General features: G+C 72.1%; 11 protein-coding genes. 5 read left to right on the top strand and 6 right to left on the bottom strand.

Translation table 11 applies throughout. The features are described from left to right. Positions 1-11: 11 nt before the first annotated feature. Both ACZ7IF_RS32280 and ACZ7IF_RS32275 read right to left on the bottom strand, forming a co-directional pair. Positions 12-1,160: an ARPP-2 domain-containing protein gene (locus tag ACZ7IF_RS32280; RefSeq protein ID WP_470978766.1), complete on the bottom strand. Its 1,149-nt coding sequence runs from the start codon at positions 1,158-1,160 to the stop codon at positions 12-14. Beyond that, the gene (locus ACZ7IF_RS32275) at positions 1,157-2,602 is read right to left on the bottom strand and encodes a hypothetical protein (protein ID WP_470978764.1); all 1,446 of its coding nucleotides are present in this window, start codon (positions 2,600-2,602) and stop codon (positions 1,157-1,159) included. The genes ACZ7IF_RS32280 and ACZ7IF_RS32275 overlap by 4 nt, the downstream gene beginning before the upstream one ends. A 475-nt stretch (positions 2,603-3,077) precedes the next feature. Here ACZ7IF_RS32275 and ACZ7IF_RS32270 point away from each other — a divergent pair, with 475 nt between their 5' ends. The 3 genes from ACZ7IF_RS32270 (at position 3,078) to ACZ7IF_RS32260 (ending at position 6,870) form a co-directional block, all read left to right on the top strand. Further along, positions 3,078-4,244, top strand: a complete 1,167-nt coding sequence (locus ACZ7IF_RS32270) for a 4-hydroxybenzoate 3-monooxygenase (protein WP_470978762.1) — start codon at positions 3,078-3,080, stop codon at positions 4,242-4,244. Positions 4,245-4,346: 102 nt separating this feature from the next. Then, on the top strand, positions 4,347-6,107 hold the full coding sequence (locus ACZ7IF_RS32265; protein WP_470978760.1) for a methyltransferase: 1,761 nt from the start codon (positions 4,347-4,349) through the stop codon (positions 6,105-6,107). A 151-nt stretch (positions 6,108-6,258) separates the two neighbouring features. Further along, a complete protein-coding gene (locus ACZ7IF_RS32260) occupies positions 6,259-6,870 on the top strand; it encodes a GOLPH3/VPS74 family protein (RefSeq protein ID WP_470978758.1) in 612 nt (203 codons plus the stop codon). A 299-nt stretch (positions 6,871-7,169) separates the two neighbouring features. Here ACZ7IF_RS32260 and ACZ7IF_RS32255 read toward each other — a convergent pair whose 3' ends face one another. After that, positions 7,170-7,805, bottom strand: a complete 636-nt coding sequence (locus tag ACZ7IF_RS32255; protein ID WP_470978756.1) for a TetR/AcrR family transcriptional regulator — start codon at positions 7,803-7,805, stop codon at positions 7,170-7,172. A gap of 87 nt (positions 7,806-7,892) precedes the next feature. Here ACZ7IF_RS32255 and ACZ7IF_RS32250 point away from each other — a divergent pair, with 87 nt between their 5' ends. Then, positions 7,893-9,425 (top strand): FAD-dependent monooxygenase, encoded by a 1,533-nt coding sequence (locus tag ACZ7IF_RS32250; RefSeq protein ID WP_470978753.1) that lies wholly within the window; start codon positions 7,893-7,895, stop codon positions 9,423-9,425. An 18-nt stretch (positions 9,426-9,443) separates the two neighbouring features. On the opposite strand, the gene ACZ7IF_RS32245 is transcribed toward ACZ7IF_RS32250, so the two are convergent. Together ACZ7IF_RS32245 and ACZ7IF_RS32240 are read right to left on the bottom strand one after the other, a co-directional pair. Further along, positions 9,444-9,926 carry a DedA family protein gene (locus tag ACZ7IF_RS32245; protein WP_470978752.1) on the bottom strand — a complete coding sequence of 161 codons (483 nt, stop codon included), beginning with the start codon at positions 9,924-9,926 and terminating at the stop codon, positions 9,444-9,446. A 296-nt stretch (positions 9,927-10,222) separates the two neighbouring features. Further along, entirely contained in the window at positions 10,223-10,561 is a 339-nt protein-coding gene (locus ACZ7IF_RS32240; RefSeq protein ID WP_470978751.1) for a YciI family protein, read from the bottom strand. A gap of 393 nt (positions 10,562-10,954) precedes the next feature. On the opposite strand from ACZ7IF_RS32240, the gene ACZ7IF_RS32235 reads away from it, so the two are divergent. Continuing rightward, on the top strand, positions 10,955-11,617 hold the full coding sequence (locus tag ACZ7IF_RS32235; protein ID WP_470978748.1) for a deoxynucleoside kinase: 663 nt from the start codon (positions 10,955-10,957) through the stop codon (positions 11,615-11,617). A 117-nt stretch (positions 11,618-11,734) separates the two neighbouring features. On the opposite strand, the gene ACZ7IF_RS32230 is transcribed toward ACZ7IF_RS32235, so the two are convergent. Beyond that, positions 11,735-12,802 carry a CinY protein gene (locus tag ACZ7IF_RS32230; RefSeq protein ID WP_470978745.1) on the bottom strand — a complete coding sequence of 356 codons (1,068 nt, stop codon included), beginning with the start codon at positions 12,800-12,802 and terminating at the stop codon, positions 11,735-11,737. Positions 12,803-13,033 lie beyond the last annotated feature (231 nt).

The raw sequence follows: 13,033 nt of genomic DNA, 5'->3' as shown, positions 1-13,033 counted from the left end.
CCGTGCCACGCTCATCGCGTCCGGGCCCGCTTGCGGTATCCGTCCAGGACGTCCTGGCGCAGCAGGAAGGCGAAGCCGGCGGATTCCAGCCGCAGCCCCAACTGGGCCGTGTCGATGCCGAGATCGGCTGCCGTGGCCGGAAGGTGCCAGTCATGGGCGGCGAGCCTGCTGAGCAGGTGACCGCGACGGACCTGGCCCTCCGACAGCCGGAACGTCTTGAGGTAGGCGATCCGGCCGCCGTCGTCGGTGATGGCCTCACCGATGTGGTTCTCCTGCTTGGGACGGAAAGGCGGCCGGAAGCGCGAGAGCGTGAAGCGGCCCATCCGGTAGACGGACTGCCAGGTGTACGCGTGCCCCGGCAGTCCGATCGCCATCGTCGTGTCGTGGAACCGCGTCCAGGCCTCCTCCTGCTCGGCGACCGCCGTGCGCAGGTCGTCCAGAGAGCCGATCCGCGTGTCGGCGATGCGGGCGCGGAAGTCCGGCACCGGGAGCATCAGCGTGGCGTAATGGTGGATCAGTTCGCCGTACAGGTCCTGCAGGAGCGTCGCGTGAAGCGCGCGGTAGTCGTCGGGATGCGGGACGGCGAACGCGGCAGCGAGCGCGTCGGCGACGTACACCATCACACCGCACTGGCCCGGGTGGATCTCGAAGACGCGCAGCGCGTCGGCGAGTCCCCGTACCTCGGCCCCCACGTAGGCCTCCTCGACCCGGGGGGAGAGACCCTGGCGGACCGCGCGCTGCGACCACTCCTCCCAGGCGATCGTGGGGCCGCCGAAGTGCAGTGCCAGGTAGCCCTCCAGCGCCAGGTGCATGGGGAGGAACCGCAGCCGGTCCTTGGCCTGGCGACGGGCCATCCGGCGGTGGAAGCGCAGGCCCATCGTGGCGGTGGGGGCCGGGTCGCGATCGGCGGAGAGCTGGGTGCCGTAGGCGGCCGCCGGCGTGCCGTCACGGGTCCACGCGGCGACGAACCCGTGCGGAACGTAGGACAGGTAGGCGTGGCGCGGGTCGACCTCGACCAGGCCGGCCGCGTCGCCGTAGAGCTCCGGGTGCAGACGGAGGTCGCCGATGGGCTCGTCGCGCACGAGCGGGACCAGGCGGACGGCGCCCCAGACCTGGGAGGGGCGGGTGGCGAGACCGGTCAGGTCCAGTGTGGTGGTCATCGCGCCCGTTCCCGGTCGTGTCCGGCCGCCATGCGGGCCGCACGGGTGTCCATGTACGCGATCAGCTCGGCCAGCCCGGTCCGGCCTTCCGCGAACTGGGCGAGCTCCACCAGGGCCGGGAGGTCCTCGGCGTCCCGGATGCCCGCGGTGGGCACCGTCGCGGACAACCGGCGGACGTCGAAATCGGCCGCGTCGTAGACGGGGTTGAGGTGCACGATGCCGGTGCGACGCCCGGGGTCGAGCCGGGTGCGCCAGACGCGCAGCACTTCGCCGGCCAGGCCGGGAGGCGCGTTGTCCCATCCGTCGGAGACGATCACCAGCCTGGCCGGGGAGGTCTCCAGCGCGTCGAGGATCCGCCGGCCCACCGGCGTCGGCCCGTACGGATACGCCAGCAGCGCGTCGGTCCGCCCGGACGTCCACAGCGCGGTGTAGTCGTCGGCGAGGGCCGCGAGCAGATGGTGGCAGGCCAGTGCCACGGCCAGCGGCCGACGGCGCTTGTGGACCGACCCGCAGGAGGAAAAGCTGTCGTCCAGGACGGCGGTGACCTTGCCCCAGCTCCCCCGGTGGGCGCCTGCCACCCGGTCGGCGGCGGACTCCAGGGCGCGGGTCAGCTCGGCACGCCGGCGCAGGCGCTCCCCGACCGGCAGCGAGAGCACACGGGTCGCAAGGCGGGTCAGCGGCATCCCGGCCAGGTCGGCCCGCACCCCCGTGGCGCCGCGCGCGTGCGCGGACCCCTGCAGCCGCAAGGTCTCCAGGCGGGTCATCCGTGGGGCGATGCGCTCCAGGAAGACGTCTCGGGGTATGGCGTGCTTGGCGGCGAACCCCTCGGCGGCCGTGTACGGCAGCTCGTACAGCGCCGCCTGCTCGTAGTGCGCCCGGCGCCAGGCCTCCAGCAGGGGTGTCGAGTAGTGCGGGCGGGTGTGCGGCGCGAACAGGAACGTGCCGAGTTCCTCAGGGGCGTTGGCGGGGGTGAGGTGTGCATGGCGGAGGACCCGCTTGAGGCCGCTGCGGTACTTCACGGCGTCGAACGCCAGGTCCCTGCGGGAGGCCAGCCAGTCACGCGCGATCGCGCGGCTGCGTCGGTTGTTCACCCCGGCCCGGCGCAGTGCGTCGAAGAGCCCGTACACGCGCTGCGGCGGCAGCGCCGTCAGACGCGACGCGATCAGCCGGCCCTCGCTGCGGCGCTGCTCGGCAGTGGCCTCCCCGGCGGTCTCCAGCAGCCGCCGGATGATGAGGACCGCGTTGTGGTCGTTGATGTCGAGAGCGAGGACCCCGGCGTACAGGTCGCGGTAGTTCCCCAGCATGTACGCGTGGAGGAAGTCGAGGGACAGCCGCTGCTCGTCCGCGTCGTCGTGGAACTCGCGCTGGCCGGTGGAGGTGATCGCCGCGTTGACGAAGAGCAGTACGTCGTCGGCCGCGACGAGGTCCCCGTTCGAATCCATTACGTTCATTCCTCGAAGTGGAAGCCGGCCGGGGAATGGGGGCACGAGCTGCGAATCATTGCTTCAGAGGCAGGTTCCGGAAGTCGCACCGGAGTCCCGCGGCCGGCGACAGGACCGTAACAGAGCGGGCCGGGAGCGCTCCACCGACTTCCTGCGCGGACAACGGATGATCTCCGGACGTGATGGCCGGCCCGGGCAACAGGCCTCCGGCCGGCGGTCCGAAGGGAAGGCGGACGGCCTCGCCCGGGGCGTACGCGAGCGCGTGTGCCCGCTCCCGCACGCCCGGCGCGCACCACCGGCAGGGCTTCCTCAGGCCGCTTCCGGCCCGTCAGCAAGGGCCGCACACTCTAAGCGTGATTGTCACTCTATTCCCGCTAAGGGATGGCTGGCGTAGGTTCACGGAAGTTCGCGTGCTTATGCTTCACCCGCTATGACGGACAGCCAGACATACCGCGCTTTACGCGCCTCAGCCGACGTGATCGTCCTCGGTGCAGGTCCGGCCGGGCTCGTCCTCGGAAACCTTCTGCTCGCCGCCGGGATCGACTGCGTCATCCTGGAACGCGCCTCCTCCTCCCGCGTCCGCACCCGCGCCCGCGCCGGGTTCCTCGCCCCGAACACCGTGCGGATCCTGGACGGTCACGGCCTCGCCGACGGCCTGCACCAGTACGGCCGCCCGCACGGCACCTGCGAGTTCCGCACGCAGGAGGGGCGGTTCCGCGTCGACTACGGGGCCCTCGGCCGGGGCGGACACCACCACGTCTACCCGCAGCAGAACCTCGTTGCGGACCTCCTGCGGCACTACCTCGCCCGCGGCGGACGCATCCACTTCCGGACCGAGGCGCTCGCCGTCCACGACACCGACGGCACCCGGCCCTCCCTCACGGCGCGCGGACCCGACGGCCGTGCCGCCCGGTGGACGGCGCGCTACGTCGCAGGGTGCGACGGGCGCCGGGGTGCGGCCCGCCGCTCCCTGCCACCGGACACCGTCCACCACCACGACCACGGCGTCACCTGGCTCGGCCTGCTCGCCCAGGCCCCGCCGAGCCTCGACGCCGTCGGCTACGCGATCCACGACCGGGGTTTCGCCGGACACATGGCCCGCACCTCGGAGGTGACCCGCTACTACCTCCAGTGGCAGCGCGGCGTCGCCGCCGACGCCTGGTCCGAGCAGCGGATCTGGGACGAGCTCGACATCCGGATGCGCGCCCCGCAGTACGGCCCGCTGGGCCGCGGCACCCTCCTGGAGCGCGGGCTCTTCGACCTGACCTGCGACGTGGTCGAACCGCTGCGCCAGGGCTCGCTGTTGCTCGCGGGCGACGCGGCGAGCACGCCGGCCCCGGCCGCCGCGAAAGGCGCCAACCTGGCCGTCCTGGAGGCCGAGATCCTGGCCGAGGCCCTCGTCGACGCCCTCACCCGCGGCGACACCAGGGGACTCGACGGGTACTCGGACCGGTGCCTGGCGCACATCTGGAGGGCGCAGGAGTTCACCGGCTGGATGACCCGGCTGCTGCACGCGGCACCCGACGGCGACCCGGATGCCGGATCGTTCTTCCAAGCCGCCCGGCGACGGTCCCGGATCGCTTCACTGCGCACCTCGCGCATCCACCAGGAATGGTTCGCCGAGAACTACGTCGGCGTGTGACTCCGCTGCGCCCCGGCCACTCCCTCCACTCGGCTTCTCCCCGTCCCTCCCTGCCCACCCCCGCCCTGCCCTGATCAGTACCGGCCCGAGGACATTCCCACGATGACGACGCTCGCCGACGAAACGATGCTGCCCGGCGAAACGATGCTCCCCGACGAAACGGTGCTTCCGGACGACACGGCCCGCCTGCGCGCGGCCGCCGCGTTCGTCCGCGAGCACGACAGCACCACCCTGCTGCCGCTCCTCCTGCCCGGCCTCGACGGCACGGAACTGCGGACGCTGGCCGGGCGCTGCCGCTTCGCCCACGCGGGAATGCTGCTCTTCCCGCCCGACGCGCAGAGCCTGAGGGACCAGCTCGACGCGTGCGGGCTGGCGGCGGACACCCCGTCCCACCCCAGCGTCGTCGTCCGCGAGCGCCTCGCCCGGCGCCACCGGCGCGACCCGGCCGAGCTCGATGTCCGGATCCTGCGCCCACAGGTGTCCGGAGCCTCCGGAGAACCCCGTGCGGTCGAGGTGTTCGCCCTGACCGTGCCCCCGCACTCCGCCCTGGAGCGCATCGCCGCCTACGAACGTACCCGCCGGCACGAGACGCACCTCGCCTTCGATATCGAGCACCCCGACGCGCTGGTTCTGCGCGGCCTGTGCGCGACCCTCGCCCGACACGGAGCACGCCCCGACGGAGGCGGCTACAACCCGCACGAGGACGGGACGGTCCTGTACTTCACCACCCCCGCCGACGCGGCCTGCGGATACCGGCGACTGGAGCTCTACGCCCACGGCGACCACCGCGGCGCCCTCGCCGACCACCTCGGCCACCACGGCGAACGGCAGCCCGCCGAAACGCTCCTTCACCTGCTGACCGGTGCGTGGACCACACAGGCCCTCGCCTCCTTCGCCCGGCTGCGCCTGCCCGATGCCATGGACACGCGCACCGCGTGCCGTACCGAGGACCTCGCCCGCCTTACCGGCACCCACGCCCGCGGCCTCGGCACCCTCCTGCGGTACCTCGCGATGCTGGGCGCCGTCACCCACGACGCGGCTCCGGGCCAGGAGGAAGGATTCCGCCTCACCGAGCTCGGAGCCCTGCTCCGCGCGGACGAACCCGCGTCGATGCGCCCCCTGGCCCTGATGTACGGCGGCCCGTTCTACCGCTCCTTCGGCGCCCTCGACCACGCCGTGAGGACCGGGCTGCCGGCCTTCGACCACCTCTTCGGCGAGAACCACTTCGACCACTTCGCCCGCGACCCCGACCTCGCCGACCTCTTCGACCGGTCCATGGCCGCGAGCGCACGCATGTTCCGGCCGCTCCCCGCCCACCCGGTCGTCACCGCCGCGGCCCAGGCGCCCGCGTCCGCCACCGTCGTCGACGTAGCGGGCGGCAACGGGGAGCTGCTCGGCCAGATCCTCACCGCCCACCCGAGCCTGCGCGGGGTCCTCCTCGAACGCCCGCACGTCGTCGAGGCGGCCCGCCGCCTCCTCGACGACGCGGGCTGCGGCGCGCGCTGCGCCTACCGCGTGGGCGACTTCGCCGACGTACCGCCCGGAGGGGACGTCTACCTCCTCTCCCGCGTCCTGCACGACTGGGACGACGACCGCTGCCGGGAGATCCTGCGCCACTGCGCCCGCGCCATGCCCGCCCACGCCGACCTGCTCATCGTCGAACGCCTCCTGCCCGCAGACGGTTCTCCCTCGCTGGCAACCTCCTGGGACCTGCACATGCTCTGCAACGTCGGAGGCCGCGAACGCGGCGCCGCCCACTACGCCCGCCTCCTGTCAGACGCCGGCCTCCACCTCCAGGGCCACACCCCCCTGCCCCTGGACGCGCACGTCCTGCACGCCCGCAAGACCCCGCCGCGGCCCTGACCGCCGACCGGGCGGCCGCACCAGCCGGTCACGAGGGAACGGCGTTGTGCCGGTACGCGGGCAAGGGGCGCCCGCGCTTTGTAGGCTGGCACGCGAGCGCCCGACGCGCTCGGGTGCGTGTACACCGCGACGGCACGGGACGGGCGAGCTCATGACGACTGCACGAGATCTGCTGATCCTCGTTCTGGACGGCGGTGCCGAGCGGACCGCCGAACAGGGCGACCTGTCGCTCGCGCTCGCGGGCGCCGAGCTGATCGACCTCCTTGGGGCCGGGGCCGTCCGGCTGGACGGAGACCGGATCGTGCCGGGAGGCGAACAGCTCCTTCCGGACCGGCTGCTGGCCGAGGCGGCCGCGTCCCTCGTCGGGGACGCCCCCTTCGAGTCGCCCACCGACTGGCTGTGGCGCCGGGGCAACGGCCTGGCCAAGGCCTACCGGGCCGTACTGGAGGCGGAAGGGGAGCTCGTCAGGGAGACCCGCCGAGGACTCTTCGTGCGCGCGGGCGAGCCGGTGCCGGCGGACACGCCGGCTCGCCGCCGGGCCAGGGACCGCCAGGCCGCAGCCGAACCCGTACTCGCCGCCCTCGTGGAAGCCGCCGTGGTCCACGGCGAGGGCAACGATGACACGCCCGAGGTGACCGACGACGACATCGCCGCCGTGCTGGCCGCCGTCAACGACGCGGTGATGGAACTCGCTGCCGAGCGGCAGCGGCGTGCCATCGACGAAGCCGCCTTCGACAACATCTGGCGGGGACCGGCCGGCTGACGTGCCGCCCCGAGGCCACCGCGGCGCCGGCCGCGCGGGAGGAACCTCCCTTTCCGGCGTGCGGTGACGGCTCTGTTCGCGTACGCCGCCAGCCGCGTCCACGTGATCCCGCCCGTGGGCGATCCCGACCCGGCTGCCGCCGTCCTGCCCTTCCTGCGCCGGGCCAGGTGCACGAGGCGTCGACGCCGAGGACATCGCGGCCCGCGCGCGACTTCCGCTCCGTCATGGAACGAGAGCTGGGCAAAGGAGGTTGACGCAACGGCCGTGCGGCTGCCGTGCCCGCCGCGAAGGGCGGGCGTTCAGGCGGGAAGGGCGTCGGCCAGGCCCGCGCCGAGAAGCCGGAAGGCCCGGTCGGTGGCGGCCACGGCCTCCGGGTAGACGTCGTCGGCGGGGCGGCCCGCCTGCACCTGGCTGCTGTTGCGGTCGGCGAGGGTGCGCAGGACGGTGACGATCTGCACCGCGGCGAGCCGCGCGGTGAGCTCGTCGGCGCCGGCCTCCTCCAGCGCCTGCGTGAGGGCCGCGATGCTGCGCCCCGCATACCGCAGCAGCCGCTCGCTCAGGCTCGCCGTCGTGCTCAGCAGCCGGGCGAAGGCCACGGCGTCGGGGTCGGAGGTGAGTCCGGTGTTCGGGTCCCGCCGGGCCAGGGCGTCGAGCTCGTGCGCGTGCAGGGCGGCCAGTGGGCTCGTGCCGGCCGGGCGGGCGCGGACCACGCGGGCCGATTCGTCCTCGTGGTCGGCGAACACGTGCAGGACCAGGTCTTCCTTGGTCGGGAAGTAGGTGAACAGCGTGCGTTTGGAGACCTCGGCCGCCTCGGCGATCTCCGCGATCGAGACGTCGTCGAAACCGCGGCTCAGGAACAGCCGCAGCGCCACTTCGAAGATCGTCTGCCGGGTGCGCTGCTTCTTGCGTTCCCGGAGTCCAAGTTGCTCAGCCATGCGCCCACGATATCAATGGGACACCGAGGGGAAACTTGCACCTGGTATAGTTATCGACCAAGTGAAGGAATCGCCTTGGGAGGCTCCATGAACACGCAGGTCACCGGCGTCATCGTCGTGGGAGCCGGCGGTGCCGGACTCACGCTCGCCACCGAACTCGCGCTCGCCGGCGTACCCACCGTCGTGCTGGACCGACTGCCCGGCCGCAACCTCCAGTCCCGCGCCGGGGCCATCCAGCCCAGGACCGCCGAGATGCTCGCGCTGCGCGGTCTGCTGGACGATGCTCTCGGGCGGCAGATCGACTACAGGCTCGTCGGCGGCCACTTCGCGGGACTGCCCGTACCGCTGGACTACGCGGCGTGGGACACCCGCTATCCGCACCCCGTCCTGCTCCCGCAGGACCAGCTCGAGGCGGTGCTCGAGGACCGCCTCGTCGAGCTCGGCGGCCGGGTGCTCAGGGAGCACCGGCTGACCGGCCTGCGCCAGGACGCCGACGGCGTCACGGTCACCGTGACCGCACCGGACGGCGACCGGTCACTGCGGGGCCGTTGTCTCGTCGCGTGCGACGGCGCGCACAGCAGCGTGCGCAAGATCATCGGAGCCGCTTTCCCCGGTCAGGCGGCCACCATCCGCATGGCCACCGCCGACCTGCTGCTCACCGGCGACGTCGACGACAGCACCTCCGGGCACATCAGTACGCGGATCCACACGTCACCCCAGGGCCATTTCGCCATGATCGCGCCCCTGGCGAACGGGCTCCACAAGATCATCTTCAGTGGCCCGCAGACCATGCTGGCCGAGCGCGACGCCCCCGTGACACCCGGGGAGGTCCGCGAGGTCCTGCGCGCCACCCACGGCGGGGCGCTCGACGTCGCCGAGATCCGCTACGCCTCCCGCTTCAGCAACGCCAGCAGGCAGCTGGAGCACTACCGCCACGGGTACGTGTTCTTCGCCGGCGATGCCGCCCACATCCATTCCCCGGCCGGAGGCCAGGGGCTCAACCTGGGCGTCCAGGACGCGTTCAACCTCGGCTGGAAGCTCGCCGCCGTCCTGCGCGGCGAGGTGGGCGAGGAGCTGCTGGACACCTACCAGACCGAGCGGCACCCCGTTGCCGCGCGGGTGCTCGCCCTCACCCGGGCCCAGGGGGTGATCATGGGGCCGCAGCGCGACGGCGGGCTGGGCGAGCTGCGCGACGTGCTCACCGACCTGCTCCGGCTGCCCGACGCCAACCGGTACATGGCCGGCGTGATGGCCGGGCTCGACCTCTGCCTCCCGTCTCCCGACGCCGCCGCCCATCCGCTGCTCGGCCTGCGGATGCCCGACGTCGAACTCGACCTCGGCGACGGTGAGCGGGTCCGGTTCAGCGACCTGACGCGGACCGGCCGCGGCGTCCTGCTCAACCTCACCGACGCCCCCCTCGCGGCCGCCGCCCCCTGGAGCGACCGGATCGCCCACGTGCGCGCCCGGCCGGCATCCGGCTCGACCGACGCCGAGGCCGTACTCGTCCGCCCGGACGGATACGTCTGCTGGGCCGGAGGTGCCGGACTCGGCGAGACCCTCACCCGCTGGTTCGGCCCGGCCGGCCTCGCAGGCGACGGGATGGCGGGGGAGCCGGGGTGAGGGGATGGCGGGACGCGCTCACGATTCCTCGGCCACGGTGGCACCGGAGGACAGGGCCGCCCTTCTTCTGCGGTACACCACGACCGCGCACACCAGGACGACGAGGACGGCGACGGCGGACACCCCGAGGGCTGTGCGCTCGGCGAAGAGCCTTCCCAGCACTTCGAGCACGCCGAGTCCCGCGGTCGCGTAGATCAGCGCCCAGGCCGCTCCGCCCACGAACAGGGCGAGGAGATAGCGCGGCAACGGCATGCGCATGCTGCCCGCGAGGAAGTTGGCAGCGGTCTGGAAACCGACGGTCAGGAAGGAGAGGGCCACCACCGGCGCGCCCCACCGCTGGATCGCCCGCTCGGCGCGCCGGAACCTCGCCGAGGAGATCCGCCCGGCGAACCTGCTGCGGCGTGCGCCGGCGCCGGCGAGCCACCCGACGGCGAACGTCCCTCCGGCGCGGAGCAGGACGATGACGTACAGGGCTCCGGCCGTGACCAAGATCTTATCCACGACGCCTCGTCCCGAGCTCGGGGCCGGAACCCGGGATGTCCGTTACCCGCATGGGAGCTCCGCCCCAGCGGGCGCACGAAGCGCACAAACCCGGTCACCGTTTCCCACCTGCACCCTGCCTCTGCCCGTTCCGTTCCATGGGTCGCCACCTGCACGCTCGCACGCCAGGCAAGGTAAGCCTAACCGGACGCACGTGCGGGGTATAGGGCATCGGGCCGGACCCGTCGCGGTATTCCTGCCCGGACCCGGCACAAGACCCTGTCGACCACCTTGCGGGCTCGGTGGGGTGTCCTCGTTCAGGCGGTGGGGTCGGGCAGGATCTCCCGGACCTCTTGCGCGCAGCGGCACGCGGCAGCGATCTGGGCAGCCCACTCCAGCGCCTCCTCGCGTGAGGGCACATCGATGACCGAGAACCCGCCGAGCACCGCCTTGGTCTCCGGGTACGGGCCGTCGGTGACGGTCCCGTCGGTGGACACGATGCTCGCCCGCTGGCTTTCCAGCCCACCGCCGAAGACCCACACACCGGCGTCCCGAGCCTTGCGCACCACCTCCAACGAGGCCTCGGCCACCTCGGGCAGCTCCTCCTCGGGGAAGTCCATCGCACCGTCGTCGAACGAGATCAGGTACCGCGTCATACATGGCTCCCGTGACCGTTGGCCGGTTTAAGTAGCCTCTCACCCTACGGCGAAGGCCCCCTCCAGAACCGGTAGCGGGGTCGTGGGCCGCGCCCCGTGACCTGTGAGGTGGGCCCGGTCCGGGCGCACGGTCCGGCGTGGGGTGAATCGTCATTTATGCTTCAAGGCGGCCGCGGGGGCGGTGGCTCGCTGTATGCGGCAACCGCGCAACCACCAGTTCGGCAGGTCGAGTGGGCGGCCTGCGTCGGGTTCCGGGTCCGGGCTCGGAACCCTGTGGCGCTGATCATGAAGGTCGTGGGGGCATCGGGTGACCGCCTGCGTGCGTCTCAGGGGTATGGGGTGCCGGCCGCTCCTCCCACCCGCGAACAGAAGACCCCCAGGGAGAAGTGAGGTATGTCGGTGATCTGCGTCGGAGGCATGATCGGAATCGGCAAGACGAGCGTGGCCGAACTGATCGCCAAGGAGCTGGGCAGCGAGGTCTTCTACGAGAGCGTGGACGACAATCCGATCCTGCCGCTCTTCTACACGGCGAGCCCGGAGGAGATCCAGGCGAAGCGCTACCCCTTCCTTCTCCAGCTCTACTTCCTGCAGACGCGGTTCGCCGCCATCAAGGCGGCGTACAAGCAGGGCGACAACGTCCTCGACCGGTCCATCTACGAGGACTGGTACTTCGCCAAGGTCAATCACGATCTGGGCAGGATCAGCTCCCTCGAGATGCAGGTGTACGAGGGGCTGCTCGACGAGATGATGCGCGAGATCGACGGCCTGCCGTACCGCAAGGCACCCGATCTCATGGTCTACCTCAAGGCGGACTTCGAGACGGTCCTGCACCGTATCGGGCTGCGGGGCCGCGACTTCGAGCAGGACGACAGCCTCGTCGAGTACTACCGGATCCTGTGGTCCGGCTACGACGACTGGGTGTACAAGCACTACTCGGCCAGCGAGGTGCTCGTCGTCGACATGAACAACACGGACGTGGTGAACAACCCCGACGACGCGGCCCGCGTGGCGCGGACGGTCAAGGAAGCCGTGGCGGCGGCCAGGGCCAGGGGCTGAAGCCCTTCCACACGGGTCCCACCGGCGGAGATCCTGGCCGCGCCGGCCGTCACGGAAGGGGTATCGGCATCCCTTCCGTGACGGCTCGCCCGCGGTCCGCGTCTGCGGCTCAGGTCATCAACGGCAGTCGCGGGCCGGGTTGTCCTGGGTCATCGCGCATGCCATGCGCTGTCCGCGGACGGCGCCGTAGCGGGCGATGAGGGAGCCGCGGAAGCCGTCCCACTGGGAACGGGTGTCGGCGATGGCCGCCTGGACGGCGGCGTTGAAGTTGCCGGCGACCTGCCCCCTGGGAGTGGTCGGGGAGGTGGCTCTCCCTGTGGCGGCGTCGATGATCCCGTTGTCCTTGTTCAGGACGCTGTGGGTGATGCGTTTGCCGCAGCCCCACGGGTTGAGGCTGAAGCAGCCCGTCGTGAGGTCGCCGGGGATGTCGGAGGCCGAGGGTGCCGCAGCGGCCAGCCGGAGGAAGGGCGCCGGTCCGGTACGGGCCAGGCCCGGCGGGTTGTTGATGCCGATGGCGGACCTGCCGTCCGCCTGGTCGGCCCAGTTGCTGTGCGAGTAGAAGTCCTCGGTGCCGTGCAGCGCCCGGCCGAAGCCCTCGATGGCGTTGCACTTGCCGCGGCCCGCGACGCCCAGCACGAACGTGCAGTCGGAGGAGAGGTCGGTGTCGGAGGCACTGACGGCGCCCGCGGTGTTCACGAGCACGTCCGCCTTCTCCACCCCCCGGTTGAACTCCCCCTTGAGGTGCGCGATGCAGGCCAGCAGTACCGACGTGGCCTGCGCCCTGGTCCGGGGGTAGCCGGCAGCGTTCAGGTAGTCGGCGCCGTCGCAGTGCGCGGCTTCGGTGAGCACCTGGTCCGTGTCCGGTGCGCCGATGGCCCCCATCGTTCCGTTCGCCCCCGCCAACTGGCGGATGGAGGCAGGCTGGAAGCACGCACCGGACGCGCCGGGAGTGGCGCCGGGTGCACAGGCGAGGGCCGCACGGGTGATCCGTTCGTGCTCGGCGTTCTGCCCGAAGCCGTCGATGGTGCCGAAGTTCTGGATCGGCGGTATCTCACGTCCGGGCTTCACCGTCTCGGACGCCGGGCCGGTGGACGTGGGCTTCAGAAGCGGAGCGGCATCGGCCGGCGCGGCGAGCCCCATGAGGAGGGCGGTGGCCGCGATCCCGGCCGAAAGCGTCGAGAGCACTGGCCTGCCCCGACGGTATGTCATCGTCATGATGTGTTCCCCTTGTTGAGACCCGTGCGCCCCTCTCGGGCTCACGGGCCGGTCAAGACATGACTACCATTCGGTAGTTACGGGGAACCGGGGGGGGGGGGGGGGGGGGGGGGCCGACCCCCCCCCTCCCCCCCCCCCCCCCCCCCCCCCTCCGACCCACTAGCCGGCTGGGCCCCACCACGGCACCCCCCCGAAACCCCC

The organism is Streptomyces sp. NPDC037421 (genome assembly GCF_055602105.1).
The sequence above is the reverse complement of the archived record's forward strand: the minus strand, read 5'-3'. Positions and strand labels throughout refer to the sequence as shown.